This window comes from Pseudomonas sp. ML96, from assembly GCF_000761545.1.
Classification (GTDB): domain Bacteria; phylum Pseudomonadota; class Gammaproteobacteria; order Pseudomonadales; family Pseudomonadaceae; genus Aquipseudomonas.
Window position 1 is genome coordinate 117,425 of sequence record NZ_JPMY01000045.1, and the last position, 26,388, is coordinate 143,812.

The window sequence follows — 26,388 nt, forward strand, 5'->3', positions numbered from 1 at the left end:
TCTCACAATGGCCGCTCCTAATAACAACAATGAGGAATAGGCCATGCTCCTGGTCTTGATCCTGGTGGCGCTGATCGCGTTCATCGTGCTGTCCACCACCCGTCTCAAACTGCATCCCTTCCTGGCGTTGCTCGCCGCGGCCTTCATCGCCGGCTTCGCCTACCAACTGCCCAGCGCAGAAATCGTCAAGACCATCACCAGCGGCTTCGGCAACATCCTTGGCTACATCGGTATCGTCATCGTGCTCGGCACCGTTATCGGGGTGATCCTCGAGCGCAGCGGCGCAGCCATCACCATGGCCGAGACGGTGATCAAGCTGCTCGGCGAGCGCTTCCCAACCCTGACCATGTCGATCATCGGTTACCTGGTGTCGATCCCGGTGTTCTGCGACTCCGGTTTCGTCATCCTCAACTCGCTGAAGAACGCCCTGGCCGCACGCATGAAAGTCTCCGTGGTGGCGATGAGCGTGGCCCTGGCCACCGGTCTCTACGCCACCCACACCTTCGTGCCGCCGACTCCCGGCCCGATCGCCGCTGCCGGCAACCTGGGCCTAGATGCCAGCCTGGGCCTGGTAATCGCTGTTGGCCTGGTGGTGGCCTTCGTCACTGCGCTGGCCGGCATGTGGTGGGCCAACCGCTTCCTCGGCAAGGACATCGCCCTGGTGGACGACGGCCTGCCGCTGCCAGCCGCCGAAGACTTCGCCGAGCTGAAGGCGCGCTACGGCAAGCTGCCGACCGCCTTCCAGGCCTTCGCGCCGATCTTCGTGCCGATCCTGCTGATCTGCCTGGGCTCCATCGCCGTATTCCCGAGCAAGCCGCTGGGCGAGGGCTTCGTGCTCACCGCGCTGACCTTCCTCGGCCAGCCGGTGGTGGCATTGCTGGTCGGCCTGGCGCTGGCCTGCACGCTGCTCAAGAGCGAGGACAAGCGCAAGGAATTCCACGATCACGTGGTCGAGGGCCTGGTGCAGGCCGCGCCGATCCTACTGATCACCGGTGCCGGTGGCGCCTTCGGGGCGATCCTCAAGGTCACTCCGCTGGGCGACTATCTGGGCAACACCCTGTCGGCGCTGGGTATCGGCCTGTTCATGCCGTTCGTGGTAGCTGCCGCGCTGAAGAGTGCGCAGGGCTCGACCACCGTGGCGCTGGTCACCACTTCCGCGCTGGTCGCACCGATGCTCGGCCAACTTGGCCTGGACAGCGAGATGGGCCGCGTACTCACCGTGATGGCCATCGGCGCCGGCGCCATGACCGTGTCCCACGCCAACGACAGCTTCTTCTGGGTAGTCACCCAGTTCAGCCGCATGCCGGTCTCCGTGGCCTACCGCGCTCAGACCGTCGCCACCCTGATCCAGGGCATCGCCGGCATCATCACCGTCTGGCTGCTCAGCCTGGTTCTGCTGTAATTGCTGGCGGCGCCCGGGGCGCCGCCTTGCTCAAAGGTTCCGTATGAAGATCGTCATCGCTCCCGACTCCTTCAAGGAGAGTCTCTCCGCGCCTGATGTGGCGGCCGCCATTGCCCGCGGTTGGCGTCAGGTTTATCCCGAAGCCGAGGTATTGCTGCGGCCGATGGCCGATGGTGGCGAAGGCACGGTCGACGCCGTGCTGGCGGCCACTGGCGGCGAGCGCCGCGAGTGCCTGGTGCGTGGCCCGCTGGGTGAACCGGTGCCGGCGCACTGGGGCTGGTTGGGCGAGGGCACCGCAGTGCTGGAGATGGCCGCCGCCAGCGGCCTGCACTGGGTGCCACGCGAGCGTCGCGATGCCACGCAGACCAGCAGTTTCGGCACCGGCGAGCTGATTCGCGCGGCGCTGGACGCCGGTGCCACGCGCATCATCCTCGGCCTCGGCGGCAGCGCCACCAATGACGGCGGTGCCGGTCTGCTGCAAGCGCTGGGCGTGCGCTTCCTGGATGCCAACGATGCCGAGCTGCCACCTGGCGGCGCGGCGTTGGCGCGCCTGGCCCGTGTCGATGTCAGTGGCCTGGACCCGCGTCTGCTGCAGGCGCGGGTGGAGATCGCCGCCGATGTCGACAACCCGCTGTGCGGCCCACGTGGTGCCTCGCATGTCTTCGGTCCGCAGAAGGGCGCCAACCCACAGCAGGTGGAGCTGCTGGATGCCGCCCTGGGACACTACGCGCGCGTGGTCGAAGCAACGCTGGGCGATGATCACAGCTTGCAGCCGGGCGTCGGCGCCGCAGGTGGCCTGGGCTTTGCCGCCAAGGCTTTCCTGCATGCGGGCTTTCGTCCGGGCATCGAGTTGGTGGCCGAGTTGTCCGGCCTGGCGGCGGCGGTGCAGGGCGCCGATCTGGTGATCACCGGAGAAGGGCGCCTGGATTCGCAGAGCCTGCACGGCAAGACGCCGGTTGGTGTGGCGCGTGTGGCCAAGGCGGCTGGGGTTCCGGTAGTCGCCCTGGCTGGCAGTCTGGGTGAGGGTTATCAGGCGTTGTATGACGCGGGAATCGATGCGGCCTTCAGCCTCACCTCGGGGCCGCAAAGCCTGGAACAGGCCATGCAGGGCGCCGCAGCCGAGTTGCAGGCGCGCGCCTGCGACCTGGCGCGCATGTGGCGCCTGGCGCGAGGCTAGGCGCCGTGCTTGAGGTAGTCGCAGGCGGCCTGGTGTAGCCAGTCTTCCAACTGGCCACGGCGGATGCCCTGGGCCTTGGCTTCGGCCAGGCGCTCGAGCATGTAGTCGCTCATGGCCGGGTCGCCGGCAGCTATGGACAGGGCCAGGTCGCGGTCCATCCAGCGGCGGATGCGCACATAGAGCCACCAGTGGAAGTACAGGCCTGCCAGGGTGGTGACGGCGACGATGAAGTAGTCCATTGCATGATTCTCGAAAGCGTCAGCACCATCCTGCCCCCAGGTGCCCGCGCTGCAAACCTGACCCGATGTCGCACCTGCCCACTACACTGGCGTTAGAGCGGCGGGTGACAGGTTGTCGGCGCCGCGGTCTAATGGACACTGCCTCACACGGAGAGAACCCTATGCGTATTACCAAGCTGTTGACCGCCTCCTGCGTTGCCCTGACTCTGGCCCTGGGCGGTTGTGCCTCCAACCTTAGCGGCGACTCCTACAGCCGCGACGAGGCACGCAAGGTGCAGACCGTGCGCCTGGGCACCGTCGAGATGCTGCGTCCGGTGAAGATCGAAGGCACCAAGACCCCGATCGGTGCGGGCGCCGGTGCGGTGGTCGGCGGTGTTGGCGGCAGCGCCATCGGTGGCGGTCGCGGTGCGGCCGTGGCGGCGGTGATCGGTGCGGTCGCAGGCGGCCTGTTGGGCGCCATGACCGAGGAAGGCCTGACCCGTACCCAGGGCGTGGAAATCACCGTGCGCGAAGATGATGGCAGCCTGCGCGCCTATGTGCAGCAGGTGCAGGAAAACGAAGTGTTCCGCGTCGGCGACCGCGTACGCATCATGACGGTCGACGGTACCAGCCGCGTCGCTCACTGAGCTCGCTGATAACAAGAGGCCCGGCATTTGCCGGGCCTTTTCGCTTCTATCCAAGGAAGGTGTGATGAAGGAAAGAATTCTGCCGTTGGCCGTTCTGGTCGCGTTCTCGGCTTACACGATTTTCGTGATGCTCCAGGCCGAGCAGTCGTTGTTGCAGTTCGGTATGCAGCTGATGTCCAGCCTGGATACCGCTCAAGTGGTGATCGATCTCTACATCTTTGCCGCGCTGGCCTGTGTCTGGATGTATCGCGACAATCAGGCTCGGCAGGGCTCCTTGGCCTCGCTGCTTCCCTATTTCGCGATCACGGCAGTCTTCGCCTCCATCGGGCCATTGTTGTATCTGGTCATCAGAGGCGTCGCCAAGCCGGCAGGTGGCGTACGTTGAGTCACAGCTCCATGCCGAGGCTGGAAAGCATTCCGGCGTTCTATCAATCCGTACGCAGCGCTTTTCCCGACATCGCGGCCAAGGCCGATGGCAAGTACTTCGATGACTGGGGCGATCCATTGCCGCAGTTCGAGTACTCTTGGTTCCACAGCTTGGCCAATGCACTCAATGCGCAGATGAACAAGGGCATCGCCCCATCTGATCACCTGCCGTTATTCACCCTTATCAGCGATGCGCTGGAGGATTGCAGCGCGGAAGTGCGCAACTGTATTGATGTCTCGTTTGTCGAGAACCTGTTCTGGCAGGTGCCGTCAGACAAGGCCGAGGGCTACTGGCAGCAATTGCCGAACCCTCTCAAACAGTTGTATCTGCAGTTCCATCGCCGCGCGCCAGCCTGATCTTCCGGGAGCATCGTGCGGCTTCGGCAAGGAGTCGCCAATGTCCGGTCTGCTGAGAAATATCCTCGCCTTCTTCATCGGCCTGCGCGGCCATGCCAGCCATGCGGCGACCGATACCGTGGCGACCTGGTTCTGGGTCACGCCCTTCGATTCCGGCGTGCGCGTGCTCAAGAGCGACAAGTATCTGCAGTACGCCGAGACGGCGCAGCTGGATTACCTGCTCAAGATCGGGCGCTTCTTCACGGTGCTGCGCAGTGGCGCTGGCTTCGTCAATGTCGCTCAGCAGGTGCGTTTCCTCAGGCCGATCGCGCTGTTCAGCCGGGTGCGGGTCGAGACGCGTTTGATGCACGCCGACGACAAGTGCGCCTACTTCTGCCACCGCCTGCAGGTGCGCGGCGAGCTGGCGGCCGAGGTGCTGGTCAAGATGAAGTTCAAGAAGGGCGGCCGCACGCTGGCGCCCGCGACCTTCCTGGCGCATGGCTTCGCTAGCGCGCCCGAGCGGGTAAGCAGCTGGGAGGCGGCGTTGCAGGCATCCGTCTGAGGCGCGGCACTTCTGCCTGGTTAGCTGATCTATCCTCGGCTGTGGGGCTGATGCTCCGTGCATAATGTAATAATTTATCTATGGCTTAGTTCTGATAGTTATGGATAATCGCCGCACGCCCTTCGCTGATAGAGGCACCGCCGCGCGAGGAAAGAACAGATTTGCCCCAGCCAAGACCTGTGTTGGGGCCCGAATAGGGGAGATGCATGGAGCTATTGCTCATAGTCGGACTGCCGTTTCTCGGCGCCTTGCTTCCCCTTCTGTTCGAGCGCCGTGGCCGTCTGGCCAGCAGCCTGGCCACCGCCGTGGCGCCGCTGCTCGGCCTGGGCCTGCTGCTGTGGCAGGCGCCGCGGGTATTCGCCGGTGAGCTGCTGGTGGTCTCGCAACCCTGGCTGAGCCAGCTGGGCTTCAATCTCTCCCTGCGCCTGGACGGTCTGTCCTTCCTCTTCGCCTTGCTGATCCTCGGCATCGGCCTGCTGGTGATCCTCTACGCCCGCTACTACCTGTCCGAGCGCGAGGCCATCGGCCGCTTCTTCGCTTACCTGCTGCTGTTCATGGGCGCTATGCTCGGCCTGGTGCTGTCGGAAAACCTGCTGCTGATGCTGACGTTCTGGGAGCTGACTAGCCTGACGTCGTTCCTGCTGATCGGCTTCTGGGGCAAGCGCAGCGACGCGCGCAAGGGCGCGCGCATGGCGCTGGCGGTCACCGGTGGTGGTGGCCTGGCGCTGCTGGCCGGCATCCTGCTGATCGGCCATATCGTCGGCAGCTTCGAGCTCAGCGTGGTGCTGGCGGCCGGCGAGCTGATTCGCGCGCATGCGCTCTATCCGGTGGCGCTGATCCTGGTGCTGCTGGGCGCCTTCACCAAGTCGGCGCAGTTCCCCTTCCACTTCTGGCTGCCGCACGCGATGGCGGCGCCGACCCCGGTCTCGGCGTACTTGCACTCGGCGACCATGGTTAAGGTCGGGGTGTTCCTTTTGGCGCGGATGTACCCGGCGCTGGCGGGCTCCGACCTGTGGTTCTACCTGGTCGGCCTGACCGGCATGGCGACCCTGCTGGTGGGCGCCGTGATGGCGCTGTTCCAGAACGACCTGAAGGGCCTGCTGGCGTACTCCACCATCAGCCACCTGGGCCTGATCGTGCTGCTGCTGGGCATGGACTCGCAGCTGTCCAACGTGGCGGCGGTGTTCCACATCATCAACCACGCCACCTTCAAGGCCTCGCTGTTCATGGCAGCGGGAATCATCGATCACGAGACCGGCAGTCGCGACATGCGTCGCATCAACGGCATGTGGAAGTACCTGCCACACACCGCAGTGCTGGCCATGGTGGCGTCCTCGGCGATGGCCGGGGTGCCGCTGCTCAATGGCTTCCTGAGCAAGGAGATGTTCTTCGGCGAGGCGGTGCAGCACGCCTTGGAGGGTAACCTGCTGCACTGGGCGATTCCCGCGGCTGCGGTACTCGCCGGGGTGTTCTCGGTGGCCTATTCGGTGCGCTTCATCCACGACGTGTTCTTCAACGGCGAGCCGATCAACCTGCCCAAGTTCCCGCCGCATGAGCCGCCGCGCTACATGAAAGTGCCGGTGGAGGTGCTGGTGTTCCTCTGCCTGCTGGTGGGCATGTTACCGGCCTACACGGTGGCGCCATTGCTGGCGGTGGCGGCGCAGGCCAGCCTGGGCGGCGCGCTGCCGGAGTACAGTCTGGCCATCTGGCACGGCTTCAACATGCCGCTGGCGATGAGCTTCGTGGCGCTGATCGGTGGCGTGCTGGTGTACATCGGCCGCAAGCCGCTGTTCCGCCTGTACGAGAGCGTGCCGGAAGTGGACGCCAAGCTGGTGTTCGAGGCCGCGGTGCAGCGCGTGGTGGCTGCAGCCGCCTGGCTCACCGCACGCCTGGAAAATGGCTCGCTGCAGCGTTACCTGGCGCTGCTGCTGCTCAGCGCCCTGGCTCTGGTGACCGTGAGCCTGGCGCCGCTGAGTCAGCTCAGCGGCAGCCGCGAGCTGAGCCCGCTCGACCCCTTCACGGGGCTGGGCATGCTGGTGCTGGCGCTGAGCGGCGTGCTGGCCGCGGTGCTGCATCGCCAGCGCCTGGTGGCGCTGCTGATTCTCGGCGTCGGCGGCATGCTGGTGGCGCTGGCCTTCGCCCGTTTCTCCGCGCCCGACCTGGCACTGACCCAGCTGGTAGTGGAGGTGGTGACCATCATTCTGCTGATGCTGGCGATGTATTACCTGCCATCGCGCACGCCAGCGGAGAGTTCGCTGCCGCGCATCCTGCGCGATCTGCTGATCGCCGGTGGCTGCGGCCTGATGGTCGCGGTGCTGGCCTATGCGGTACTGACCCGCCCCTATGACGGCGGCATCGCCCAGTTCTTCCTCGCTAACAGCATCAGCGGTGGCGGCGGCACCAACGCGGTCAACGTCATCCTGGTCGACTTCCGTGGCTTCGATACGCTGGGCGAGATCACCGTGCTGGCCATCGCCGCCGTGGGCATATTCGCCATGCTCGACGGCCTGCGCCTGTTCCATCCGACCTGCGACCCGCAAGGCCGGCGCTGGGCCTGGTCGAAGAACCCGCTGATCCTGATGACCCTGTCGCGCCTGTTGCTGCCGCTGGCGCTGTTGATCTCGGCCTTCATCTTCCTGCGCGGGCACAACCTGCCGGGCGGCGGCTTCATCGCCGGCCTGATCACTGCGGTGGCACTGGCGCTGCAGTACATCGCCAACGGCGTGGCCTGGATGGAGCAGCGCATGCCGCTCAACTACCAGCGCATGGCGGGCGCCGGCGTATTGATCGCCGCGCTGACCGGCCTCGGCAGTTGGGTCTTCGGTCGGCCGTTCCTGACCTCGGCATTTGGCCATTTCGAGCTGCCGCTGGTGGGCGAATTCGAGCTGGCCACGGCCATGCTGTTCGACCTCGGCGTCTATCTGGCGGTGGTGGGCTCGACCCTGCTGATTCTGGTCAACCTGGGCAAGCTCAGCCTGACCCCGCCGGCAAGCAAGGAGATTCACTGATGGAGGCGCTGTTCGCCGTCACCCTCGGCCTGCTCACCGCCAGCGGCGTCTACCTGCTGCTGCGTGCGCGTACCTTCCCCGTGGTGCTGGGGCTGACCCTGCTGTCCTACGCGGTCAACCTGTTCCTCTTCTCCATGGGCCGCCTCAGTGGCGAGGTGGCGGTGCTCGGGCAGAGTGCCAACCCGGCCGACCCGCTGCCACAGGCGCTGGTGCTCACCGCCATCGTCATCGGCTTCGCCATGACCGCCTTCGTCGTAGTCCTGGCCCTGCGTGGCGTGGCCAACCTGGGTAACGACCATGTCGATGGTCGCCCGGATCGGCGCGAGAAGGAGGAGTGGCGGCCGTGAATCATCTGCTGATCCTGCCCATCCTCCTGCCGATGCTGGCCGGCGCGCTGTTGCTGGTGCTGCCATCGCATGAGCGGCTCAAGCGCGGCCTCTCGCTGCTCGCCACCCTGGCGCTGGTGCCGGTGGCCCTGGCGCTGCTGCAGCAGGCCGACGATGGCCAGCTGCGCATCTATGCCCTGGGTGACTGGCGCCCGCCGTTCGGCATCGTGCTGCTGCTCGACCGTCTCAGTGCGCTGTTGTTGCTGGCCGCCGCGGTACTCGGCAGCGTCGTGGTGCTTTACGCCCTGCGTGGCGATGACCGCCGTGGCCCGCGCTTCCATGCGTTGCTGCAGTTCCAGTTGCTGGGCATCAACGGCTCCTTCCTAACGGGCGACCTGTTCAACCTGTTCGTGTTCTTCGAGGTGTTGCTGATCGCCTCCTACGCGCTGCTGCTGTATGGCCGCAGCGCCGAGCGGGTGAGGGCGGGGATGCACTATGTGATCCTCAACCTGACCGGTTCCGCGTTGTTCCTTATTGCGCTTGGGCTGATCTACGGTGTGAGTGGCACCCTGAACATGGCGGATCTCTCCGCGCGGGTGGCGGCTGCAACGGGCGACCAGGTGCCGCTGCTGGCTGCGGCCGGTTCGCTGCTGATGCTGGTGTTCGCTCTCAAGGCCGCGCTGGTGCCGCTGTATTTCTGGCTGCCACGGGCCTATGCCGCCGCCAGCGCGCCGGTGGCGGCGCTGTTCGCGATCATGACCAAGGTCGGTATCTACGCCATCCTGCGGGTCTGCACCCTGGTGTTCGGCGAGAGTGGCGGCGAGCTGGCGCAACTGGTCCAGGTCTGGCTGTGGCCGCTGGCGCTGGTCACCGTGGCCCTCGGCGCGCTGGGCGCATTGGCCGCGCGCAGCCTGCCGCTGCTGCTGGCCTACCTGGTGCTGGTCTCCGCCGGCACCCTGCTGGCCGCCGTGGCCATCGGCACGCCGGAGGCCCACGCGGCGGCGCTCTACTACCTGCTGCACAGTACCTGGGTGGCCGGCGGCCTGTTCCTGCTCGCCGACCTGATCGCCCGCCAGCGCGGCAGCAAAGGCGGCGATCTGGTGCAGGGCCCGGCCTTGGAGAATCCGATGCTGCTCGGCGGCCTGTTCTTCTTCGGCGCGGTGGCCGTGGTCGGCCTGCCGCCGCTGTCCGGCTTCCTCGGCAAGCTGCTGTTGCTGCGTGCCGAACCCTCGGTGGCCCTGTGGAGCGTGCTGTTGCTCGGCGGCTTCGCCGCGCTGGTGGCCTTCAGCCGCGCCGGCAGCACCCTGTTCTGGCGAGTAGGTTTGAGTACGTTGGACAGCGCCGAGCTGGACCGTGGCCGGCTGTGTGCGTGCATGCTGCTGCTCGCCTGCAGCCTGGGCTTGGTGGCCCTGGCCGCACCGCTGCTGGATTACAGCACTGCCGCCGCGGCGCAGCTGCATGACGTTATGCCCTACCGGGCGTTGATCGGGGAGGGCCGGCCATGAGTCGACTGTTGCCGCACCCGGCGCAGAGCCTGATTCTGCTGCTGGCCTGGATGCTTCTGGTAGACAACTTCGCCCTCGGCCAGTGGCTGCTCGGCAGCGTCCTGGCGCTGCTGATCCCGCTGGCCTGCAACCGCCTGCTGATCGAGCACCCCACGGGCTGGAAGCCGCTCAAGCTGCTGAGCTTCCTGCTCATGGTGATGGGCGACATCCTGGTCGCCAACTTTCACGTGGCGCGCCTCACCCTGGGCCGTATCCGCGAGCTGCGCCCGGCCTTCGTCGAGGTGCCGATCGAACTGGACAACGAGCTGGCCATCAGCGTGCTGGTCAGCGTGGTCTCGCTGACCCCCGGCTCGCTGGCCGCCGACCTCAGCATGGATCGCCGGACCCTGCTGGTGCATGGCCTCGACGTGCCGGATGCGCAGGCCATGATCGACGAGATCAAGCAGCGCTACGAAGCCCCGCTGAAGGAGGTATTCCCATGCTCGGCTACGTGATTCCCGTATGCCTGGCTATGCTCGGCCTGGCGCTCGCGCTGGCCACCGCTCGCTTGATCAAAGGGCCCTGCCTGCCGGATCGGGTGCTGGCACTGGATACCCTGTATATCAACGCCATCGCCATGATCATCCTCTTCGGCATCTGGAAGGGCAGCGAGCTGTTCTTCGAAGTGGCCCTGCTGATTGCCGTGCTCGGCTTCGTCAGCACCGTGGCGGTGGCCAAGTACATGCTGCGTGGAGACATCATCGAATGAGCCTGTGGCTGGAAATCCTCATCTCGGCGCTGCTGCTGCTGGGCAGCGGTTTCGTCCTGATCGGCGCCATCGGCCTGTACCGCCTGCCCGATTTCTTCACCCGCCTGCACGGCCCGACCAAGGCCACCACCCTGGGCGTGGGCGGACTGGTCGTGGCTTCGCTGATCTTCTTCAGCACCGGCGGGCAGACCCTCAGTTCCCACGAACTGCTGATCAGCCTGTTCCTCTTCATCAGTGCTCCGGTCAGCGCCTATATGCTGGCCAAGGCCGCGGTGCTGCAGCAGCTGCCACTGGAGCCGAAGACCCGCGGCAAGCCCTGGGACCAGTAAGGCGGCACAGTTTCTCCGCGCCGCTGTGCCTGTCGGCGTGATGCCTCGCCACCTACACTGAGTTTTTCGTGTGGAGGTGGCGGTGATGGCCCGGCAGGGTAGGTTGTTCGCGATGGCTTGCCTGGTGCTGGCCATGGCCCTGTGGGGCAGTTCCTTCATCGCCCTCAAGTTTGCCTTCGCCGAGCTGCCGGCGATGTGGGTGATCTTCGGCCGCATGCTCCTCGGCAGTCTGATCTTCCTGCTGGCCTGGCGCTGGCGCGGCCGCCTCGACTATCGCCCCGGCGACTGGCGCTACCTGCTCGCCCTGGCCGCCTGCGAACCCTGCCTGTACTTCATCTTCGAGGCCCTGGCGCTGCAGCACACCAGTGCCACCCAGGCCGGCATGATCACCGCGTTGCTGCCGCTGCTGGTCGCAGTCGGCGCCTTCAGCTTCCTGCGCGAGCGCGTGGCCCTGAGCACCTGGGCCGGCTTCATGCTGGCGGTGGTCGGCGCCATCTGGCTGAGCCTGGCGGGCGAGGCGGATGCCCACGCGCCCGCGCCGCTGCTGGGCAACTTCTACGAGTTTCTCGCGGTGCTCTGCGCGACCTGCTACACGCTGCTGCTCAAGCGCCTCTGCGAGCGCTATTCGCCGTTCGTACTCACCGCCATGCAGGCCTTCATCGGCTCGCTGTTCTTTCTGCCACTGGCCCTGCTGCTGGAGCCGCTGCCCGAGCAGTTCAGCGCGCTGGGCCTGGGTTCGGTGATCTATCTCGGCGTGGTGGTCACCGTCGGCGCCTATGGCCTGTACAACTTCGGCGTCAGTCGCCTGCCGGCCAGCCAGGCCTCGGGCTTCACCAACCTGCTGCCGGTGTTCACCCTGATCTTCGCCGCGCTGTTGCTGGAGGAGCGACTGTCGCCGATGCAGTACGCCGCCGCCGCGCTGGTGTTCGTCGGCGTGGCGCTGAGCCAGTGGAAAAGTACTGCCCCGGCCCCAGCCGGCATTCTGGATTGAGGAGCAGCGCATGACTGATATCCGCAAGTGGACCCGCGAGGCGGTGCACATCATCGAGGCTGACTTCCAGCGCAGCGCCGACACTCACCTGATTCCGCTGGCGCTGCCCGGTTTACCGGGCGTGGAGCTGTACTTCAAGGACGAGTCCAGCCATCCCACCGGCAGCCTCAAGCATCGCCTGGCGCGCTCGCTGTTCCTCTATGCCCTGTGCAATGGCTGGCTGCGCGAGGGCAAGCCGGTGATCGAGGCCTCCAGCGGCTCCACGGCGATCTCCGAGGCGTATTTCGCGCGCCTGCTGGGGCTGCCCTTCATCGCCGTGGTGCCGGCCTCCACGGCCCGGGAGAAGCTGGCGCAGATCGCCTTCTACGGTGGCCAGACCCACCTGGTCGACGACCCCACGCGCATCCACGCCGAGTCAGTGCGTCTGGCCCAGGAAAGCGGCGGCCACTTCATGGACCAGTTCACCTACGCCGAACGGGCCACCGACTGGCGGGCGAACAACAACATCGCCGAATCGATCTTCCAGCAGATGCGTCACGAACACTTCCCCGAGCCCGCGTGGCTGGTGTCCAGCCCCGGTACCGGTGGCACCCTGGCGACCTTGGGGCGCTACGTGCGCTACCGCCAGTACGCCACCCGGGTGTTCTGCGCCGATGCCGAGCAGTCGGTGTTCTTCGATAGCTACGTCAGCGGCGACCGCAGTCTGACCCTGGACTGCGGTTCGCGCATCGAGGGCATCGGCCGGCCGCGGGTCGAGCTGTCGTTCCTGCCGCAGGTGCTGGACGCCGCGTGCAAGGTGCCGGACGCCCTTTCGCTGGCGGCCATGCATTACTTGGCTGGGCGCCTGAATCGGCGCGTCGGCGCGAGCAGCGGGACCAACCTGATCGGCGCACTGCTGGTAGCGCGCAAGATGGTCGAGGCCGGCCAGCGCGGTTCGGTGGTGGCCATCCTCTGCGATGGCGGTGAGCGCTACGCCACCAGCTACTACTGCGATGCCTGGCTGGCCGAGCAGGGCTATGCGCTGGCGCCGCTGATTGAGGCGGTGGCGGCCTGTGCCGAGCAGGGTGGGGCGCTGCCGGAGATGCCGAGCAGCGGCCTATGAGCGAGCACTTTGCCAGCGCCCCGGCGCGTGCCGAGGACATCCCGGTCATGCTCGCCTTCATCTTCGAGCACGGCCCCAATCCCTGGAACTACCTGCCCCAGGACGCCGTGTTGGCGCACCTGCAGGGCATCGCCGAGGGCTCGGTGCGGGCCGTGCTGGCGCGTCGTGAGAGTGGCGCGCTGGTCGGCTTCGTCACCTTCCTGGCGAGCAGCAACTTCGAGCGCTACCAGGCGCCGGAGCGGCGTGATCTGCCGCAGGGTTATGTCGGTGAGGCAGTGGTGCACCGCGAGCTGGCCGGGCGCGGCCTGGGTAGCCGGCTGCTCGGCGAGGCGGTGCAGGGGCTGCAGGCGCTGGGCATTGACGACATCTACATCGAGCGTCACGAGGAAAATGCCGGCTCGGCAGGGATGATGCGCAAGGCCGGTTTCGTCGAAGTTGAAACCTTTGCCGATCCACAGCGCCGCGCGGCCGGCTCGCGCCGCACCACGCTGTGCTACCTGCGCGCGAGCAGCTAGCCGGGCTGCACGGGCACGGTACGCATCGGCTCCAGCGGCTTGAGCCAGAGCTGCAGCACATCCAGCAGGCGATTGGCGAAGGCCCATTCGTTGTCGTACCAGGCCAGCACCTTGACCAGATTGTCGCCCTGCACCCGCGTGTGATTGAGGTCGACCACGCAGGACACCGGGTAGCCGTTAAAGTCCGAGGACACCAGTGGCAGGTCGTTGCACTCCATTACGCCCAGGGGGAACTGGCGCGCGGCTTTCTGCAGGGTGTCGTTGATCGCCTCGCGGCTGGTCGGGTGCTCGCTGGTGAAGGTCAGGTCAAGCAGCGACACGTTGGCGGTCGGCACGCGCACGGCCATGCCGTCGAGGCGGCCCTCCAGCTCCGGGATCACCAGGCCGATGGTCTTCGCCGCACCAGTGCTGGTAGGGATCATCGACTGCGCGGCGGCGCGGGCGCGGTAGAGGTCATTGTGGGTCTTATCGAGCAGGTTCTGGTCGTTGGTGTAGGCGTGCACCGTGGTCATCAGCCCCTGCCTGATGCCCACCGCGGTGTGCAGAGCCTGGGCCAGCGGCGCCAGGCAGTTGGTGGTGCAGGAGGCGTTGGAGACGATCTGCTGGTTGCCCAGCAGGTGGTGATTGACGCCGTAGACCACCGTCAGGTCGGCGCTGTCCAGCGGGTGTGACAGCAGTACCCGTGGCGCGCCTGCGGTGAGGTGCTGTTCGGCGGTGGCGCGCTTCTTGGCCTTGCCGGTGCAGTCCACGACTACGTCGACCGCCATCTGTTTCCACGGCAGCTGGGTGAAGTCCTTCTGGCCGATCAGGTGGATCGACTGGCCACGCACCTGCATCACGTCGTGGTTGATTTCCACCTGGCCCTGGAAGCGGCCGAAGGTGGTATCGAAGCGGGTCAGGTGGGCGAGGGTGTTGAAGTCGCCGGTCTCGTTGATCACCTCGACGTGCAACTGGCTTTCCAGCCCGCGCTCGAACAAGGCGCGCAGCAGGGCGCGACCGATGCGCCCGTATCCGTTCAGGGCAATACGCAGCATGGCAGTCTCCGACTGTCTGGGTCCGTCTTCAGCATAGGCGGCCCATCCGCCCCACGAAAGCGAGGCGGGCTGCAAGGCTGGCGTTTACTGGCTGCGCGCGCCGCCGAAGGAGGCGCAGCCGCGCAGTACCTTGTCGTTCAGACGCAGTTCGGCACTCAGGTGCTGCACGGCGCCGCTCATGCTGTCGACGCAGCGCTGCGGCGCCAGCCAAAGCTCCAGGCGCTGGCCGTTGGCCTCGCTGCTCAGGTTGAAGCTGCCACCGGGCAGCTGCTCCTCGACGTAGGGCAGGGCCAGTGCTTCCTGGTCCGGGCGCAGCAGCACCAGGCCCTTCTCGCTGACCCCCAGGGTCCAGTCCGGCTCATGGCCGCTGGCGCGCAGCAGCAGGCTGTTGAAGCCGGGCTCGTTGCACGCCGGGCCTTCGCCCTGCAGGCGGTAGACCTGGCTGGGGCGGATCTCGCCATCCAGGCCCGCCTGCTTGCTGGCGCCGGCGGTGCCGCGCAGGTCGACGAACAGCTGCTCGTTGCCATCGGCGAACAGCGCGGCGGCCTCGCGCGCGATGTCATTGCTACCGTCGTTGATCACTTCCAGCTGGCGCTGCTCGCCACAGGGGCTCAGCAGCAACTTGCCCTGTTGCAGGCGCAGTTCGCCTTGCAGGCGCTGCTGGGCAGCGGTGGGGGATGGGGGCGTGTACACGCTGAACAGCTGGCAGCCGGCGAACAGAGGCAGCAGGGCGAACAGCAGGGGACGAACATCGGGCATGGGACTCTCCTGGCGACAAGCGGCAACGTTACCCAGCGCGCGTGGCCAGCTCAAGTTCGGAAACGACACTTGAGGCTGTATAGTTCGGCCCATCGGTTATTCTTCGAGGCGTGCAGTACCGAGTGTGAACATGGATAGAAGCACCGGCTCCGGCCTCTCATTCGCCAAGCGTATCTACCTGCCTCGTTGCATTGGCCTGGGCATCGGCTTCTTCTGCGTGGCCGCCGCCCTGGCGCCACTGCAGACTGCGCCCTGGGTCTGGGTGCTGCTGGTGTTCAACGGTTTTCTCTGGCCGCACCTGGCCTACCAGCTGGCGCGCCTGTCTCCCGTGCCGTTCAAGACCGAGCGACGCAGCCTGCTGATCGACTCGATCTTCGGCGGCTTCTGGGCCGCAGCCATGCAGTTCAACGTGCTGCCGACGGTGACCATTCTGGCGATGATGGCGATGGACAACGTTGCCGCCGGCGGCATGCGCTTCTTCGCCAAGGGCGGTCTGGCCATGCTCGCCGGCATGGGCTTGGCCATGCTGGTGTTCGGCCCGGGCTTCAGCCCCGACACCAACATGCTGCAGCTCTATGCCTGCCTGCCGATGCTGATCCTCTATCCGCTGGCTCTGGGCTGGGTCAGCTACCGCCTGAGCATCAAGCTGGCCGAGCACAAGCAGGCGCTGCGCACCGCCAGCCGCACCGACAGCCTGACCCGGCTGTTCAACCATGGCTACTGGAAGGACCTGCTGCAGCAGGAGTTCATCAAGTGCCGTGGCGGCCAGCAGCGCGCCACCGTGGCGCTGATCGACCTCGACCACTTCAAAGACATCAACGATCGCCACGGTCATCTGGTCGGCGACAGCGTGCTGCGCCTGCTCAGCGAGCAGCTGGTGCGCAGCCTGCGCCAGGAAGACATGGCCGGCCGCTATGGTGGCGACGAGTTCTGCGTGATTCTGCCCAACACGCCGCCGGTGCTGGCCAGTGAAGTGATGGAGCGTCTGCGCCAGGAACTCGGCGAGGTGCGCAGCCCGCTGGCCCCCGAACTGAAGATTTCCCTGAGCATCGGCCTGGCCGGCTACAGCCCGTTCCAGCTCGATGCCACGCACTGGCTCAAGGCCGCCGACGAGGCGCTGTACCAGGCCAAGCAGGACGGTCGCGACCGGGTGGTGATCGCTGGCGACGCGGCCGAGGCGCAGCCCAATCCGGGCAGCTGAGTTCCCAGGGCGGGCCGCGCGTGTCAGGCTAGGGGCCTTCCACTCTGCACGGGAACACCCATGTCCAGCGCCACCGAAGGCTTTGAGCCGCTCAATGCCACCGAGGTCCGCATCCTCGGCTGCCTGATCGAGAAGCAGGCCACCACTCCAGAAACCTATCCGCTGACTCTCAACTCGCTGGTCCTGGCCTGCAACCAGAAGACCAGTCGCGAGCCGCTGATGAACCTCACCGAGGGCCAGGTCGGCCAGGCCCTACGCGCGCTCGAAGGACGTGGTCTGATCCGCCTGGTGATGGGCGGTCGTGCCGATCGCTGGGAACACCGGGTGGACAAGGCACTGGAGCTGGTCAAGCCGCAGCAGGTGCTGCTCGGCCTGCTGTTCCTGCGTGGCCCGCAGACCATCAACGAGCTGCTGACCCGCAGCAATCGCCTGTACCAGTTCGAAGACCCCGCCGAGGTGCAGCATCAGCTGGAGCGCCTGGGCGGTCGCGACATGGCCGTTCTGCTACCACGCCAGAGTGGTCAGCGCGAGGACCGCTACATGCATCAGCTCGGCGAGGCCGCGGACCTGGAAGCGCTGCTGGCGGCACGCCAGGCCGATGCCCCGGCTCGAGCGGTTGCCGATGACTCGCGCATCGCTGAGCTGGAGGCGCGTATCGCCGCCCTGGAAGAGCGCCTGGCGCGTCTGGAGGGTGGGGCATGAGCCTGCTCGATGATCTGCGCAGCGCCGACATGCTGTTGGTCGACGGCCTGCACGCCTGGCAGTTCGAGCTTCACGAACAGGCCCAGGGCGAGCAGCTGCAACTGCACATCGAATGCATGGACGGTCGCACCCGTCGCGTGTGGAGCTTCAGCGCCGTGGCTGTGAGCGCCGCTGTGGCTGCCGGGGAGGCCGGCAGCTGGCGCATCCAGGGTGCAGAGGGCGAGCACGAACTGGTCTGCCTGGGCGCGATCAGCGCCGACAATGACGACCAGGACGACGACCCGGAACAGGAGGGCTGAGGCGTGATCCGCTGCAAGCGCGTCTACGCGCCGGTGGCGGCCGAAGATGGCCAGCGTGTGCTGGTCGACCGTCTGTGGCCGCGCGGCTGCAAGAAAGAGAGCCTGGCCCTGAGCGCCTGGCTCAAGGAGGTGGCGCCGTCGGACGCGCTGCGCAAGGGTTTCTGCCACGATCCGGCGTTGTTCGATGAATTTCGCCTGCTCTATCGCGGCGAGCTGGCGGGCCATCCCGAGCGCTGGCAGCCATTGCTGGTGATGGCAGAGCAGGGCAACCTGACCCTGCTGTTCGCCGCCCGCGAGGAGCAGCTCAACAACGCCCGGGTACTTGCCGAATTCCTCGAAGAAGAGCTAGAGCGACGCGGGCCGCCTAGTTCGCCGGTGTGCTACGCGGATCAGTAGACGCCCGAGTCGTTGCACACCAGCTCGTCGTTCTTGGCGATGGCGTAGCAGATCATGCCCTCGTCCTTGAATGGCAGCTGCAGCACGTAACCCGGCTTGCCGTTGACCAGCGTGCCTTGCTTGTCCGCGGTGGGCTCGATGTTCACCGCGTTGCCGTTGTCCCAGGCCCATTCGCTGTGGAAGTACTGGTCGGTGGCCGCGCAGGTGGTCACCGCGCACGTGCCCTGGCCCTTCAGTTCGCCCTTCTTGTAGTAGTAACAGGTGCCGCGGCCCTCGCCGCAGCCGGCATAGGCGCCGCTGGCGAGCAGCGAGAGCAGTAGGGCGTAGCCAAGTTTGTGCATGGGAATTTCCTTTTCCGTTGATTGTGGATGGAGCAGCTTTGCGTTCTGCATCAGCTCTGTGCGGCAAATGCCGGATGGTAGGTGACGACACCCTGGGGTAGCGGCTGATCGAACGACAGCGCCTGGAAGTATTCCGCTGGCACCTCGGGCAGCACCAGGCTCGGCTCCGCCTTGAAGCCGAAGCGAGCGTAGTAGGCCGGATCGCCGAGCAGCACGCAGCCGGCGGCGCCTTGCTTGCGCAGGGCGTCGAGAGCGGCGTGCATCAGTTGTGCACCGATGCCCTGGCCCTGGTGTGAGGGCGCGACCGAGATGGGGCCGAGACCGAACCAGCCAGTGGCTCCGGAGGAAATCAATACGGGGGAGAGGGCCACATGACCGAGGATCGCGCCGTTGTCCTCGGCCACCAGCGAGAGGCTCAGGGCGCCGGCAGCGCGCAGCTCGCGGACGATGAACTGCTCGGTGTGGCTGCTGTGGGGCGCGTCGCGGAAGGCGGCAATGGTCAGTGCCTCGATGGCGGCTGCGTCATCGGGCTGCTCAGGGCGAATCGTCAGGGGCATGGGTGGCTCGGAGCGAAAACGTGAGGCGCCATTCGATCACGAGCCTGGCGAGCGCGCAAAAGAAAGCCGCCTCGCGGGCGGCTTTCCGTGCGACGACTGTCTCAGTCCTTGTCCCGCGCCATGCACGCGGCGGCGGTGAACAGTACGTCGGTGGAGGAGTTCAGCGCGGTTTCGGCGCTGTCCTGCAGGATGCCGATGATGAAGCCGATGGCCACCACTTGCATGGCGATCTCGCCAGGGATGCCGAACAGACTGCACGCCAGCGGGATCAGTAGCAGCGAGCCGCCGGCCACGCCGGAGGCGCCGCAGGCGCAGATGGCCGAGACCACGCAGAGCAGGATGGCGGTAGGCAGGTCGACCTGGATGTTCAGGGTGTGCGCGGCAGCCAGGGTCAGCACGCTGATGGTGATGGCCGCGCCGGCCATGTTGATGGTCGCACCCAGCGGGATGGATACCGAGTAGGTGTCCTCGTGCAGGCCCAGGCGCTCGGCCAGCTGCAGGTTGACCGGCACGTTGGCCGCCGAGCTACGGGTGAAGAAGGCGGTGATGCCGCTCTCGCGTAGGCAGGTGAATACCAGCGGGTAGGGGTTGCGGCGGATCTGGCTGAACACGATCAGCGGGTTGACCACCAGGGCGACGAATAGCATGCAGCCGACCAGTACGGCGAGCAGCTGGGCGTAGCCGATCAGCGCCTTGAGGCCGGCGTCGGCGAAGGTGGTAGCGACCAGGCCGAACACGCCGAGCGGGGCGAAGCGGATCACCAGGCGCACGATCAGGGTGACGCCGTGGGCCAGGTCGGCGAACACCGCGCGAGTGGTGTCGCTGCCATGGCGGATGGCGACGCCGATACCGATGGCCCAGGCCAGGATGCCGATGAAGTTGCCTTTGATCAGGGCGTTGACCGGGTTGTCGACCATGCTCAGCACCAGGCTCTTCAGCACCTCGGCGATGCCGCCGGGTGGGGTGGTGCCGGTTGCTGCTTCATGCAGCACCAGGGTCGAGGGCCACAGGCTGCTGGCGATCACCGCGACGATGGCGGCGGCCAGGGTGCCGATCAGGTACAGCACCAGGATCGGCCGGATATGGGTGGGTTGGCCCGGCTTGTGGTTGGCGATCGCCGAGGCCACCAGGATGAACACCAGGATCGGTGCCACGGCTTTCAGCGCGGAGATGAACAGGCTGCCGAAGAAACCGACCTCATCGGTGGCCTGCGGGAAGAGCAGGGCCAGGAGGATGCCGGCGACCAGGCCGATGGCGATCTGCAGCACCAGGCTGGTGCGGTTGAACAGTTGTACGAGGGGACGAAGGAGCATGGATGTCGTTCCTGTGATGCGGCGGAACACGCCGGTGGGCGATTCCGCGGGCGGCCGCCGAGATGGTCGGTGGCCGGTGTCCGGAGGTCTATCGGGTAACGATAGGCGCAGAAAATGAAAGGCGGCGATTCTATAGGGCTGGCCCGTTTTGTGGTGCCCTTCGGTCAGCCGGTACAAATGAAAACGGCCCGCGAGGGGCCGTTCCCATTCAAGCCGCGAGCATCAGCCGCCGAGGTAGGCGTCGCGCACTTTCGGGTCGACCAACAGGTCGGCGCCGGTGCCCTGCATGACGATGCGGCCGTTTTCCAGTACATAGGCACGGTCGGCCAGCTTGAGCGCCTGGTTGGCGTTCTGCTCGACCAGGAACACGGTCACGCCATCGCGGCGCAGCTGTTCGACGATGTCGAAGATCTGCTGGATGATGATCGGCGCCAGGCCCAGCGACGGCTCGTCGAGCAACAGCAGTTGCGGCTTGCTCATCAGCGCGCGGCCGATGGCGAGCATCTGCTGTTCGCCACCGGACATGGTGCCGGCGCGCTGCTCGAAGCGCTCTTTCAGGCGCGGGAACAGGTGCAGAACCTTGTCCAGCTGCTCCTGGTTGTCGCCCTTGCTGCCGAAGAAGCCGCCCATGGCCAGGTTCTCTTCGACGGTCAGGCGGGCGAACACGCGGCGGCCTTCCGGCACGACGGCGATGCTCTTGCGCATGATGTCGTAGGACTCCTGGCCGACCAGCTCCTCACCCATGTAGCGGATGCTGCCGCTGGCCGCGCGCGGCGAGCCGCACAGGGTCATCAGCAGGGTCGACTTGCCGGCACCGTTGGCGCCGATCAGGGTGACGATCTCGCCCCTTTCGACTTCGATGCTGACGTCGTGCAGGGCCTGGATCTTGCCGTAGAAGGTGGAGACGTTCTTGAAACTCAGCATGCTTACGCCTCCCCCAGATAGGCTTTGATCACGTCCGGGTTGTTGCGGATTTCTTCCGGAGTGCCGTTGGCCAGGGGGGTGCCCTGGTTGATCACGTAGATGTGGTCGGAGATGCTCATGACCAGGTGCATGTCGTGCTCGATCAGCAGCACGGTCACGTCGTGGTCGTTGCGCAGCATGCCGATCAACTGCTTGAGATCTTCGGTCTCGCGCGGGTTGAGGCCGGCGGCCGGCTCGTCGAGCATGAGGATGCGCGGGCGCGTCATCATGCAGCGGGCGATCTCCAGGCGGCGCTGCTGGCCGTAGGCCAGGGTGCCGGCCGGGCGGTTGGCCACGTCGGTGAGGTTCACTTCTTCCAGCCAGTGCGCCGCGTATTCCATGGCCGCCTTCTCGCTGCGGCGGAAGCTCGGAGTCTTGAACAGGCCGGAGAAGAAGTTGGTGTTGAGGTGGCGATGCTGGGCGACCAGCAGGTTCTCCACCGCAGTCATTTCCTTGAACAGGCGAACGTTCTGGAAAGTACGCACCACGCCCTTGTGGGCAATCTTGTGGCCCGGCAGGTGCTGGATCGGCTCGTCGTCGAGCAGGATCACGCCGCCGGAGGGCTGGTAGAAACCGGTCAGGCAGTTGAACACGGTGGTCTTGCCGGCGCCGTTCGGGCCGATCATGGAAACCACCTGCTTGGGTTGCACGGTCAGGGCGACATTGTTGACGGCCAGCAGACCGCCGAAGCGCATGGTCAGCCCGCTGACTTCAAGAATCGGGCGGCTCATGGTTTCAACTCCAGGTGGGGACGTTGCATGGGCAGCAGGCCCTGCGGACGCCAGATCATCATCAGCACCATCAGGGCGCCGAACATCAGCATGCGGTACTCGCTGAACTCACGCATGAGTTCCGGCAGCAGGATCATCACCACGGCGGCGAGGATGATGCCGAGCTGCGAGCCCATGCCACCCAGCACGACGATGGCGAGGATGATCGCCGACTCGATGAAGGTGAACGACTCCGGAGTCACCAGGCCCTGGCGCGCGGCGAAGAAGCTGCCGGCGAAACCGGCGAAGGCGGCGCCGAGGGTGAAGGCGGAGAGCTTGATCACGGTCGGGTTCATGCCCAGCGCGCGGCAGGCGATCTCGTCTTCGCGCAGGGCTTCCCAGGCGCGGCCGATCGGCATGCGCAGCAGACGGTTGATCACGAACAGGGTCAGCAGTACCAGCAGCAGGGCGATTAGGTAGAGGAACACCACCTTGTTCACCGAGTTGTAGGCGATACCGAAATACTCGTGGAAGGTCTGCATGCCTTCCGCCGCGCGGCGCTCGAAGGAGAGGCCGAACAGGCTCGGCTTCTCGATGTTGCTGATGCCGTTGGGGCCGCCGGTCAGCTCGGTGAGGTTACGCAGCAGGATGCGGATGATCTCGCCGAAGCCGAGGGTGACGATCGCCAGGTAGTCGCCGCGCAGACGCAGCACCGGGAAGCCGAGGATGAAGCCGAAGAACGCCGCCATCAGGCCGGCGATCGGCAGGCACACCCAGAAGCCCAGGCCGTAGTAGTGCGACAGCAGCGCGTAGCTGTAGGCGCCCACGGCGTAGAAGCCGACGTAACCCAGGTCCAGCAGGCCGGCCAGGCCGACCACGATGTTCAGGCCGAGGCCGAGCATCACGTAGATCAGGATCAGCGTGGCGATGTCCACGGCGCCACGGCTGCCGAAGAACGGCCAGGCCAGGGCGACCACGATCAGGCCGAGGATGACCCAGCGCTGGGTGGAGGGCAGGGTGAGGAAGTTGCTGGCACCGGCCGGCAGCTTTGGCAGGCTGGGCGCGCTGGCCACGGCGTTGCCCAGGCGATCACGGAACAGCTGCCAGAAGAACATGGCGATGGCCGCAGCGGCGATGGTCCACAGCGCCGCAGGGCTGGCGCCATGCACTTCGAGCTTGATGCCGACGGTGGTCAGCTTCAGGCCGAGCACCGGGTAGGCCACGGCCAGCACCAGCAGGGCGCTGAAGAAGGCAGTCTTGAGGTTCTTGGTGTTCATACTTTCTCGACCTCCGGACGGCCGAGGATGCCGGTCGGACGGAACAGCAGTACCAACACCAACAGGCTGAAGGCCACTACGTCTTTGTACTGGTCACCGAAGATATCGGCGCCGAAGGCTTCGGCCACGCCGAGTACCAGGCCGCCGAGCATGGCGCCCGGGATGCTGCCGATACCACCGAGCACCGCGGCGGTGAATGCCTTGATGCCGGCGAGGAAGCCGATGTGCGGGTTGATCACGCCGTACTGCATGCCCAGCAGCACCGCGGCCACGGCGGCCAGGGTGGCACCGATGACGAAGGTCAGGGCGATGATGTTGTTGGTGTTGATACCCAGCAGGTTGGCCATCTTGATGTCCTCGGCGCAGGCGCGGCAGGCGCGACCCAGACGGGACTTGGAGATGAACATGGTCAGGCCGTACATCACCAGGAAGGTGACGACGAAGATCAGGATCTGCATGTAGGAGATCACCACGCCATTCATGGTGCTCTCGCCGAACACGATGTTGCCGGGGATCAGGGTTGCGATGGCCTTGTCTTTAGAATCCTGCGCGAGGAGCACTTCGTTCTGCAGGAAGATCGACATGCCGATCGCCGAAATCAGCGGGATCAGGCGGTTGCTGCCGCGTAGCGGCCGGTATGCCACCCGTTCGATGCTATATCCATAAGCGCTGGCGACGATGATGCTGGCGGCGAAGGCGCCGATGATCAGCAGGGGCAGGCTGTCGAGCCCCATCATGGTCAACCCGGCGATGACGATGAAGGCTACGTACGAGCCGATCATGTACACCTCGCCGTGGGCGAAATTGATCATGCCGATGATGCCGTAGACCATGGTGTAGCCGATGGCGATCAGGGCATAGGTGCTGCCAACGGTCAGACCGTTAACCAGCTGTTGAAGATAGTGATAGAGCTCAGGCATTACCTAACTCCTCGGCTCGGTCCGTAAAGCGGCGCTTGTGACGCGACGGATGGCCGGAAATCTCAATAAAACAAAGCCCACTGCTCGCGCAGTGGGCTTTGGGTTCAGGCGGGAAGCTTACTTGGCTTCGGTTTTGGTACCGTCCTGGTGCCACTCGTAAACAACGAAGCTGAAGTTCTTCAGGTCACCCTTCTCGTCGAAGCCCAGCTCGCCGGTCGGGGTTTCGAAGGTGTTGGCGCGCAGAGCGGCAGCGACTTTGTCGGTCTCGGTGCTGCCGGCTTTCTTCATGCCGTCGGCCATGACCTGTACCGCGGCGTAAGCCGGGAAGACGAACGGGCCGCTCGGGTCCTGGTTCTTGGCCTTGAAGGCTTCAACCAGAGCCTGGTTCTTCGGATCCTGGTCGAAGGACTTCGGCAGGGTGACCAGCAGGCCTTCGGAAGCCGGGCCGGCGATGGCGGAGATTTCTTTGTTACCCACGCCTTCCGGACCCATGAACTTGGCCTTCAGGCCTTTCTCGGCAGCCTGACGCAGCAGCAGGCCCAGTTCCGGGTGGTAGCCGCCGTAGTAGACGAAGTCGACGTTAGCTTGCTTGAGTTTGGAGATCAGGGACGAGAAGTCCTTGTCACCGGCGTTGATACCTTCGAACACGGCAACCTTGGTGCCTTTGCCTTCCAGGGTCTGCTTGACCGCGGTGGCGATGCCTTCACCGTACTGCTGCTTGTCGTGAACGACGGCAACGGTCTTCGGCTTGACGTGGTCGGCGATGAAGTTGCCGGCGGTCGGGCCTTGCAGGCTGTCCAGACCGATGGTGCGGAATACCAGCTGGTAGCCACGAGCGGTGATGTCCGGGCTGGTGGAAGCCGCGGTGATCATCAGGATGCCTTCGTCTTCGTAGATGTCGGACGCCGGCTGAGTGGAGCTGGAGCACAGGTGGCCAACGACGTATTTCACTTCGTCGTTGACGATTTTGTTGGCTACGGCAACGGCTTGTTTCGGATCGCAAGCGTCGTCGTATTTGACGCCTTCGAGCATCGCGCCGTTCACCCCGCCGGCCTTGTTGATCTGCTCGATGGCCATTTCGGCACCGATGAACTGCATCTCGCCGTACTGGGCAACAGCACCGGTAACCGGGCCGGCCAGGGCGATCTTGATGGTGTCAGCGGCCATCGAGTAGCTGGCAGCGCCAGCCAGGGCCATAGCGGCGAACAGCTTGGTAACTTGCTTGGTAGCCTGTTTCATAGTGCTCCACTCTTATATGTGTTGTTCGTTCTTGTAATCCATGCGGCCAAAGCTGCAGGACCGGTAAAGGTATCCGGTCACGCTCCCCCGGCAACTGTACCGGCACAGTGTAGAACTCTGTTTTGCGCCTTGAAAAGCGCACTTTGGGAGGCGTGAGGGGATAGTGTCGCTTGGTTGAAATAAACGTACAGAATAACGGCGCGTCTTTTGGTGACTGAAAGGTCCTTATGCCGGAGTGGGTCGAGGGGTGAGCTTGCCTGTCGGGGGAGCGGCGCTATCATGGCGACCGCTTTCACATTCGTGTGCTTTTTACACAGGGCAAGTCATGACAGAAACAGCAAGCACCCTCTATGCCAAACTACTTGGCGAAACGGCCAAGATTTCCTGGGAGGAGCTGCAGCCCTTCTTCGCTCGCGGTCAGCTGCTGTGGGCGGACAACAGCCTGAATCTGGTGGAAGTCGCGCAGGCCGTGGCCGGCGACGATAGCGCCAAGGTCGCTGCCTGGCTGCAGGCAGGGCTGGTGGCGAAGGTCGATGAGGCGCGTGCGCAGGATTATCTGCAGCGCGATCCGGAGCTGTGGGCCGTGGTGGTGTCGCCGTGGGTGCTGATTCAGGAGCGCACAGCTGGTGCGACGCTGCACTGAAGCGGGTCATTTGCGCTTACCGATGCTGGTCTAGACTGAGCTTTTCGACCTGCAAGGAGAGCCAACATGTTTGAACCGGGGCATCTACATAGAGCCAGTCTGCCTGGCCAGATGGAGTTTTCCGTGGACCTCTTCTACGAGGTGCGCAACGACCCTAAGGAAGGGCAGATGATGCACTTCCGCATGGAGGGGCAGATCGCCGGCAAGGCGTTCAAGGACGAGTTCGATCTGCATCGCGATACCGCCTTCAACTTCGCCAGCGTCGCCACCCGGGTGGCAGCCAAGCATGGCCTGCCGACCAACCACTCGCTGATCATGCGTGGTCATGCCGAGTTCGACAAAATGTTCGAGGACATCCGCGACAAGCTGCATGCCAAGCCGGGCGAGACGGTCAATTTCGACCATCTGGAGAAGGATGGCCTCTGAGAGACCTTTCTAAAGAAGAAGCCCCACACTGGCGGGGCTTCTTCTTTTCTATGCATACGGATTTCTGCTGGAAACAAAAGCCCCAGGTTTTCGCCTGATGCTTTTCGGCATGAGGCTGTGATCTGGGCTCGATGGCGCAGCCGAACGCGCGTGAGCAGCGGCCCCGAAGGGGTGAGGCCGAAGGCCGAATAACCTGGGACGCAGTCCCTGGCGAGAGTTCGGCAGGCAACAAAAAAGCCCCAGGTTTTCACCTGAGGCTTTCGAATTTGGCTCCGCGACCTGGACTCGAACCAGGGACCCAATGATTAACAGTCAT

General features: G+C 65.3%; 32 protein-coding genes. 21 read left to right on the forward strand and 11 right to left on the reverse strand.

Annotated elements, in window-relative coordinates:
- Positions 1-43: 43 nt before the first annotated feature.
- Both IP89_RS21200 and IP89_RS21205 read left to right on the forward strand, forming a co-directional pair.
- Positions 44-1,402: a GntP family permease gene (locus tag IP89_RS21200; RefSeq protein WP_043311792.1), complete on the forward strand. Its 1,359-nt coding sequence runs from the start codon at positions 44-46 to the stop codon at positions 1,400-1,402.
- A 43-nt stretch (positions 1,403-1,445) separates the two neighbouring features.
- On the forward strand, positions 1,446-2,579 hold the full coding sequence (locus IP89_RS21205) for a glycerate kinase (protein ID WP_043311795.1): 1,134 nt from the start codon (positions 1,446-1,448) through the stop codon (positions 2,577-2,579).
- On the opposite strand, the gene IP89_RS21210 is transcribed toward IP89_RS21205, so the two are convergent.
- Positions 2,576-2,818: a hypothetical protein gene (locus IP89_RS21210; RefSeq protein ID WP_043311798.1), complete on the reverse strand. Its 243-nt coding sequence runs from the start codon at positions 2,816-2,818 to the stop codon at positions 2,576-2,578. The genes IP89_RS21205 and IP89_RS21210 overlap by 4 nt on opposite strands.
- A 161-nt stretch (positions 2,819-2,979) precedes the next feature.
- Here IP89_RS21210 and IP89_RS21215 point away from each other — a divergent pair, with 161 nt between their 5' ends.
- From IP89_RS21215 to IP89_RS21275, 13 genes are all read left to right on the forward strand, one after another.
- Positions 2,980-3,444: a glycine zipper domain-containing protein gene (locus tag IP89_RS21215; RefSeq protein ID WP_043311800.1), complete on the forward strand. Its 465-nt coding sequence runs from the start codon at positions 2,980-2,982 to the stop codon at positions 3,442-3,444.
- A 64-nt stretch (positions 3,445-3,508) separates the two neighbouring features.
- The gene (locus tag IP89_RS21220) at positions 3,509-3,829 is read left to right on the forward strand and encodes a hypothetical protein (RefSeq protein WP_043311802.1); all 321 of its coding nucleotides are present in this window, start codon (positions 3,509-3,511) and stop codon (positions 3,827-3,829) included.
- Complete coding sequence (locus IP89_RS23585) at positions 3,826-4,227, forward strand: hypothetical protein (RefSeq protein ID WP_177326914.1); 402 nt, start codon at positions 3,826-3,828, stop codon at positions 4,225-4,227. Before IP89_RS21220 ends, IP89_RS23585 begins: the two co-directional genes overlap by 4 nt.
- A gap of 40 nt (positions 4,228-4,267) precedes the next feature.
- Positions 4,268-4,768 carry an acyl-CoA thioesterase gene (locus IP89_RS21230; RefSeq protein WP_043311808.1) on the forward strand — a complete coding sequence of 167 codons (501 nt, stop codon included), beginning with the start codon at positions 4,268-4,270 and terminating at the stop codon, positions 4,766-4,768.
- A gap of 206 nt (positions 4,769-4,974) precedes the next feature.
- On the forward strand, positions 4,975-7,776 hold the full coding sequence (locus IP89_RS21235; RefSeq protein WP_043311811.1) for a monovalent cation/H+ antiporter subunit A: 2,802 nt from the start codon (positions 4,975-4,977) through the stop codon (positions 7,774-7,776).
- Complete coding sequence (locus tag IP89_RS21240; protein ID WP_043311814.1) at positions 7,776-8,123, forward strand: Na+/H+ antiporter subunit C; 348 nt, start codon at positions 7,776-7,778, stop codon at positions 8,121-8,123. Before IP89_RS21235 ends, IP89_RS21240 begins: the two co-directional genes overlap by 1 nt.
- Complete coding sequence (locus tag IP89_RS21245; protein ID WP_043311898.1) at positions 8,120-9,607, forward strand: monovalent cation/H+ antiporter subunit D; 1,488 nt, start codon at positions 8,120-8,122, stop codon at positions 9,605-9,607. Before IP89_RS21240 ends, IP89_RS21245 begins: the two co-directional genes overlap by 4 nt.
- The gene (locus IP89_RS21250) at positions 9,604-10,101 is read left to right on the forward strand and encodes a Na+/H+ antiporter subunit E (protein ID WP_043311815.1); all 498 of its coding nucleotides are present in this window, start codon (positions 9,604-9,606) and stop codon (positions 10,099-10,101) included. Before IP89_RS21245 ends, IP89_RS21250 begins: the two co-directional genes overlap by 4 nt.
- Positions 10,086-10,355, forward strand: a complete 270-nt coding sequence (locus IP89_RS21255; protein WP_043311817.1) for a K+/H+ antiporter subunit F — start codon at positions 10,086-10,088, stop codon at positions 10,353-10,355. The genes IP89_RS21250 and IP89_RS21255 overlap by 16 nt, the downstream gene beginning before the upstream one ends.
- On the forward strand, positions 10,352-10,684 hold the full coding sequence (locus tag IP89_RS21260; RefSeq protein WP_043311820.1) for a Na+/H+ antiporter subunit G: 333 nt from the start codon (positions 10,352-10,354) through the stop codon (positions 10,682-10,684). Before IP89_RS21255 ends, IP89_RS21260 begins: the two co-directional genes overlap by 4 nt.
- Positions 10,685-10,769: 85 nt before the next feature.
- Entirely contained in the window at positions 10,770-11,675 is a 906-nt protein-coding gene (locus IP89_RS21265; RefSeq protein ID WP_043311899.1) for a DMT family transporter, read from the forward strand.
- A 10-nt stretch (positions 11,676-11,685) separates the two neighbouring features.
- Positions 11,686-12,777: a PLP-dependent cysteine synthase family protein gene (locus IP89_RS21270; RefSeq protein WP_043311823.1), complete on the forward strand. Its 1,092-nt coding sequence runs from the start codon at positions 11,686-11,688 to the stop codon at positions 12,775-12,777.
- Entirely contained in the window at positions 12,774-13,292 is a 519-nt protein-coding gene (locus IP89_RS21275) for a GNAT family N-acetyltransferase (protein WP_052081175.1), read from the forward strand. The genes IP89_RS21270 and IP89_RS21275 overlap by 4 nt, the downstream gene beginning before the upstream one ends.
- Here the strand turns inward: IP89_RS21275 and gap are convergent.
- On the reverse strand, positions 13,289-14,326 hold the full coding sequence (gene gap, locus IP89_RS21280) for a type I glyceraldehyde-3-phosphate dehydrogenase (protein WP_052081176.1): 1,038 nt from the start codon (positions 14,324-14,326) through the stop codon (positions 13,289-13,291). The genes IP89_RS21275 and gap overlap by 4 nt on opposite strands.
- 84 nt (positions 14,327-14,410) lie before the next feature.
- Positions 14,411-15,085, reverse strand: a complete 675-nt coding sequence (locus IP89_RS21285; RefSeq protein ID WP_043311825.1) for a COG3650 family protein — start codon at positions 15,083-15,085, stop codon at positions 14,411-14,413.
- 130 nt (positions 15,086-15,215) lie between these two features.
- Here IP89_RS21285 and IP89_RS21290 point away from each other — a divergent pair, with 130 nt between their 5' ends.
- Genes IP89_RS21290 through IP89_RS21305 form a run of 4 tightly spaced genes read left to right on the forward strand, consistent with a single transcriptional unit; the run spans position 15,216 to position 17,683 of the window.
- The gene (locus IP89_RS21290; RefSeq protein ID WP_043311827.1) at positions 15,216-16,286 is read left to right on the forward strand and encodes a diguanylate cyclase; all 1,071 of its coding nucleotides are present in this window, start codon (positions 15,216-15,218) and stop codon (positions 16,284-16,286) included.
- 60 nt (positions 16,287-16,346) lie between these two features.
- Positions 16,347-16,988, forward strand: coding sequence for a YceH family protein (locus IP89_RS21295; RefSeq protein ID WP_043311830.1), 642 nt, complete (start codon positions 16,347-16,349; stop codon positions 16,986-16,988).
- On the forward strand, positions 16,985-17,287 hold the full coding sequence (locus tag IP89_RS21300; protein WP_043311833.1) for a DUF5629 family protein: 303 nt from the start codon (positions 16,985-16,987) through the stop codon (positions 17,285-17,287). The genes IP89_RS21295 and IP89_RS21300 overlap by 4 nt, the downstream gene beginning before the upstream one ends.
- A 3-nt stretch (positions 17,288-17,290) precedes the next feature.
- Positions 17,291-17,683: a DUF488 domain-containing protein gene (locus IP89_RS21305; RefSeq protein WP_043311836.1), complete on the forward strand. Its 393-nt coding sequence runs from the start codon at positions 17,291-17,293 to the stop codon at positions 17,681-17,683.
- Here the strand turns inward: IP89_RS21305 and IP89_RS21310 are convergent.
- From IP89_RS21310 to IP89_RS21345, 8 genes are all read right to left on the reverse strand, one after another.
- Positions 17,677-18,024 (reverse strand): hypothetical protein, encoded by a 348-nt coding sequence (locus IP89_RS21310; protein WP_052081177.1) that lies wholly within the window; start codon positions 18,022-18,024, stop codon positions 17,677-17,679. The two genes, IP89_RS21305 and IP89_RS21310, sit on opposite strands and share 7 nt — an antisense overlap.
- A 50-nt stretch (positions 18,025-18,074) precedes the next feature.
- Positions 18,075-18,581, reverse strand: coding sequence for a GNAT family N-acetyltransferase (locus IP89_RS21315; protein WP_043311838.1), 507 nt, complete (start codon positions 18,579-18,581; stop codon positions 18,075-18,077).
- A gap of 101 nt (positions 18,582-18,682) precedes the next feature.
- Positions 18,683-19,894, reverse strand: coding sequence for a serine/threonine transporter SstT (sstT, locus tag IP89_RS21320; RefSeq protein ID WP_043311840.1), 1,212 nt, complete (start codon positions 19,892-19,894; stop codon positions 18,683-18,685).
- A gap of 222 nt (positions 19,895-20,116) precedes the next feature.
- On the reverse strand, positions 20,117-20,818 hold the full coding sequence (locus tag IP89_RS21325) for an ABC transporter ATP-binding protein (RefSeq protein WP_043311842.1): 702 nt from the start codon (positions 20,816-20,818) through the stop codon (positions 20,117-20,119).
- Positions 20,819-20,820: 2 nt separating this feature from the next.
- Positions 20,821-21,588: a high-affinity branched-chain amino acid ABC transporter ATP-binding protein LivG gene (livG, locus tag IP89_RS21330; protein WP_043311843.1), complete on the reverse strand. Its 768-nt coding sequence runs from the start codon at positions 21,586-21,588 to the stop codon at positions 20,821-20,823.
- A complete protein-coding gene (locus IP89_RS21335) occupies positions 21,585-22,844 on the reverse strand; it encodes a high-affinity branched-chain amino acid ABC transporter permease LivM (protein ID WP_043311845.1) in 1,260 nt (419 codons plus the stop codon). The genes livG and IP89_RS21335 overlap by 4 nt, the downstream gene beginning before the upstream one ends.
- Positions 22,841-23,764 carry a high-affinity branched-chain amino acid ABC transporter permease LivH gene (gene livH, locus IP89_RS21340; RefSeq protein ID WP_043311847.1) on the reverse strand — a complete coding sequence of 308 codons (924 nt, stop codon included), beginning with the start codon at positions 23,762-23,764 and terminating at the stop codon, positions 22,841-22,843. The genes IP89_RS21335 and livH overlap by 4 nt, the downstream gene beginning before the upstream one ends.
- A 117-nt stretch (positions 23,765-23,881) precedes the next feature.
- A complete protein-coding gene (locus IP89_RS21345; RefSeq protein ID WP_043311850.1) occupies positions 23,882-25,003 on the reverse strand; it encodes a branched-chain amino acid ABC transporter substrate-binding protein in 1,122 nt (373 codons plus the stop codon).
- 325 nt (positions 25,004-25,328) lie between these two features.
- Between IP89_RS21345 and IP89_RS21350 the strand changes: the two genes are divergently transcribed.
- Positions 25,329-25,646, forward strand: a complete 318-nt coding sequence (locus IP89_RS21350; RefSeq protein WP_043311852.1) for a DUF2288 domain-containing protein — start codon at positions 25,329-25,331, stop codon at positions 25,644-25,646.
- A 66-nt stretch (positions 25,647-25,712) separates the two neighbouring features.
- Positions 25,713-26,072, forward strand: coding sequence for a DUF5064 family protein (locus IP89_RS21355; RefSeq protein ID WP_043311855.1), 360 nt, complete (start codon positions 25,713-25,715; stop codon positions 26,070-26,072).
- Positions 26,073-26,388 lie beyond the last annotated feature (316 nt).